Source organism: Moorena sp. SIO4A1, from assembly GCF_010672065.1.
GTDB lineage: Bacteria > Cyanobacteriota > Cyanobacteriia > Cyanobacteriales > Coleofasciculaceae > Moorena.
The window spans coordinates 1-2870 of record NZ_JAAHHX010000228.1 but is presented as its reverse complement, the minus strand read 5'-3'; the positions used below and the strand labels follow the sequence as shown (position 1 = coordinate 2870).

The 2870-nt window shown below is 41.1% G+C and carries 4 protein-coding genes; 1 reads left to right on the top strand and 3 read right to left on the bottom strand.

The features are described 5' to 3' along the window. Positions 1-60: 60 nt before the first annotated feature. Complete coding sequence (locus tag F6K53_RS36555; protein ID WP_293084385.1) at positions 61-372, bottom strand: hypothetical protein; 312 nt, start codon at positions 370-372, stop codon at positions 61-63. Positions 373-1000: 628 nt separating this feature from the next. Between F6K53_RS36555 and F6K53_RS36550 the strand changes: the two genes are divergently transcribed. Further along, a complete protein-coding gene (locus tag F6K53_RS36550; protein WP_293084382.1) occupies positions 1001-1192 on the top strand; it encodes a hypothetical protein in 192 nt (63 codons plus the stop codon). Positions 1193-1748: 556 nt separating this feature from the next. Here F6K53_RS36550 and F6K53_RS36545 read toward each other — a convergent pair. Together F6K53_RS36545 and F6K53_RS36540 are read right to left on the bottom strand one after the other, a co-directional pair. Next, a complete protein-coding gene (locus tag F6K53_RS36545; RefSeq protein ID WP_008181118.1) occupies positions 1749-2090 on the bottom strand; it encodes a XisI protein in 342 nt (113 codons plus the stop codon). A 104-nt stretch (positions 2091-2194) separates the two neighbouring features. Further along, positions 2195-2497 (bottom strand): XisH family protein, encoded by a 303-nt coding sequence (locus F6K53_RS36540; protein WP_366511402.1) that lies wholly within the window; start codon positions 2495-2497, stop codon positions 2195-2197. Between the last annotated feature and the right edge of the window lie 373 nt (positions 2498-2870).

Sequence of the window (2870 nt, the reverse complement as noted above, 5' to 3'; positions counted from 1 at the left end):
TTCCATGAAATTTGCTTTAAGTTTGGGACCTTAAGCTTCTCATGGAATCCCCCTGTCATGCTATCCCTGTCTTATTATTGAGACTCTATACCTACCACTACTTTCAAGACTTCTCTGCACCACTAAGCCACCATAGATTACATTATCACCCTCACTGCCGAAGATGGTATCGTTACCGCTACCACCAAAAATCACATCCCGCTCTGAACCACCAAAGATTTCGTCATTGCCATTACCGCCGAAAAGGTAATTCATTCCCTCACTACCAAAGATCCTGTCATTGCCAGCCAAACCGTCAATGCGATCATTTTCGACAGTGCCAAACAGGTTATCATCACCTGCTGTTCCTGTGATATTATTGGTATAATTCATTGATGTTTCCTCCTTAATAAGGAATCGTCAGTTGCTATGTAACCCACACCTCGGTTGTATCTGAAGTTACATCTGAGGTGGTGTCTGAGGCTGTATCTAAAAACTGCTGTGTTTTTCAGCCTCTAATGGTTAATCAAACTAAATCTGCTCTTTTTCTACAAAAGGCCACTTTTTTGTAATATTTCTTAACAAAAGTCCTGGGCAGACCAACCCTGATCAAAAATGCGCCTGAGTTCACTCAGACGCACTATGCTAATTAAAAAATGATTTTATACTCGGGTAAGCTTTGCTCCACCGCAGGGTTGCACAAAAATTCTAGACAAACACCTGATCGAGATTGTCGTTGAGAGTGCTAGCTTGAGTCCAACTCACCACTTTTGCCGGAAGCTAACGGGATTTAGACAAAAATCAAGCCCAAACATAGCCCAAAGAGGCTTTGTAAGGAGCAAACACGTCCTGATTTTGGTTGAGCCAATTGACATGCGCGATAAGACATGGCTGTCCGAAAGGAATCTATTGCTACTCTGGGAGAAGCCGCTACCGCGTCTACTGTAAATGTGTTCAAAGGCTAAGGGGGTGACAACAAGGCTAAAAAGAAGACAGGGTGACCGGTTGTGGGGTGTGGGATGTGGGGAAAATAGAAGCTATAGCAGAAGTCAGAAGTCAGAAGTCAGAAGTCAGAAGTCAGAAGTCAAACTCTTGCGCTTACTTAGGTTTGAGACTTTTGTCATGTCCGCGCCTGCCCTGGCGACTGCTATACTTTGGAGTTACCCTAGCAAAAACCAACATGCCCAACCTGATTCAACCGTCTCCAACCTGATTCAACCGTCCCTTCTTGATGCAGTCGCTCATGGCGCATGGGTCTGTGTGGGTCACCTGCGTCCGCACTGCTGTTTGCCCCGTGGAAACCCCCTTTGGCCGCGCTGCATCGCTACCAACGTGGAATAGCTCCCTCGTTTCCCTACACCAATCACCCCACACCCCACAACCAGTAAATCTTTTAATCTTCTTGTCACCCCGTCAGCTTGACAAATTTGTGAGGGGGTAGTACTATCCATGAAGGTTTGTTTTGTATGAAAAATACTTACCTTTAGTTTCATCTTACAGGCCATTTTTTTGGTAAAAATAAAGGAAGTCATATCATCTCCGGATAATTAGTTATAAAACACGATTACCCTTGAAACCTTACTCCTTTACTTCAGCATAGCTGCCTGCCCCCCTTCCGCGCGGGGGGTTAGGGGGGATTCCCTCTGCCTTCGATACACTTTTATTATGGGTATTCAACCGGACTTGATATCACTTAAATTAGTGCTGAAAGCCTTGGCTAGCAAGACTTTCAATGTGTAAGCAATTTTGCCTAGGTACTTAGTTTTGAATTAGGAAACGGCAAAGTCAGTTATTTTACGGCGTTCTAAGGTTTTAAAGGCAAGGACAATTTGTTGGGGTGAAATGCCTAGTTTTACCAGTTCGTTGGCGACTCCTTCTTCTGTGCCGTCTTGTTGAAGCCAAATTTTTTCGTTAATGATATCAATGTGAATCAAACTGCCGTAAATTCTTTGATTTTTGTGCCAACCTATTTCCATGAGGAGATAGTGATCTTTATTTTCGTCAATGATTAATTGAAGGTCGCTTTCGGGGTCATTTCCTAAAAATTCAACGTAGTCTTGTAAGACTTTGATAATGGCTTGTTTTAGATTAGTTTTGTTTAAGGTATCCATGTAATAAGCTCCTCTTGATTGACGTCAAAGGTAAAAATGCGAATGATTTTATCTTCGATTAAAACTTGTCCTGCTTCTTCTTCAAACACTGATGATCTCACATCTTATGGAACAGCTAAATAGAGTTTTCTTTCGGGTTCGTAGCGTACCAGTAGGTGTTCATACAAAACAAATTGACCCACTGCTTCCTCTAAATCTTTCATTTCTGATGCACTGCGGAAACTTTTGATTTCAACAGCAATTTTCTGGACACCTTTTTCCGCCGCAATGAGTCGTTCTGCCCCTAAGTCAATATATAAATTCTTTTTTCTAGTGAGTTTTAAACGATAGGGATCGTGGGTGATTGTCCAACCGTCTTTTTGAAGGGCATTGCGTACACTATCATGATAGTAGTCACGAACTGGCATGGTTATTAATTTAATAATTAATTAATTTTTTGATCTTAATTGACTCTGACCATTACCGTTATGATTCGGGTATTCTTAAGTTAGCAAAAAGTGATTATCCAAGGGTCAACAAGATTATTCATAGATGCTATGATGAATATCAAGCTTATTTTCAGAAGTGCTCCTATTTACTAAACCATTAGCACCAGGGCTGAGGGTATTCAACCTGACTTGATATTATTCATGATGTCGCTTTTTAGCCCAAAGTACACCTGACATTATATCTTTATTTATCGTGTTAAATTTTACATCTCAAATACAAACGCTAAATCAAATTTTTACCGAATCTTCATTTTACCTTTCCGGTGTTTTATGAATGGGCAAGTAAATAGGT

Excerpts from the sequence above, each read along its gene's own strand:
- F6K53_RS36545 (WP_008181118.1), bottom strand. The coding sequence starts at position 2,090 with ATGGATACCTTAAACAAAACTAATCTAAAACAAGCCATTATCAAAGTC.
- F6K53_RS36540 (WP_366511402.1), bottom strand. The coding sequence starts at position 2,497 with ATGCCAGTTCGTGACTACTATCATGATAGTGTACGCAATGCCCTTCAA.
- F6K53_RS36555 (WP_293084385.1), bottom strand. The coding sequence starts at position 372 with ATGAATTATACCAATAATATCACAGGAACAGCAGGTGATGATAACCTG.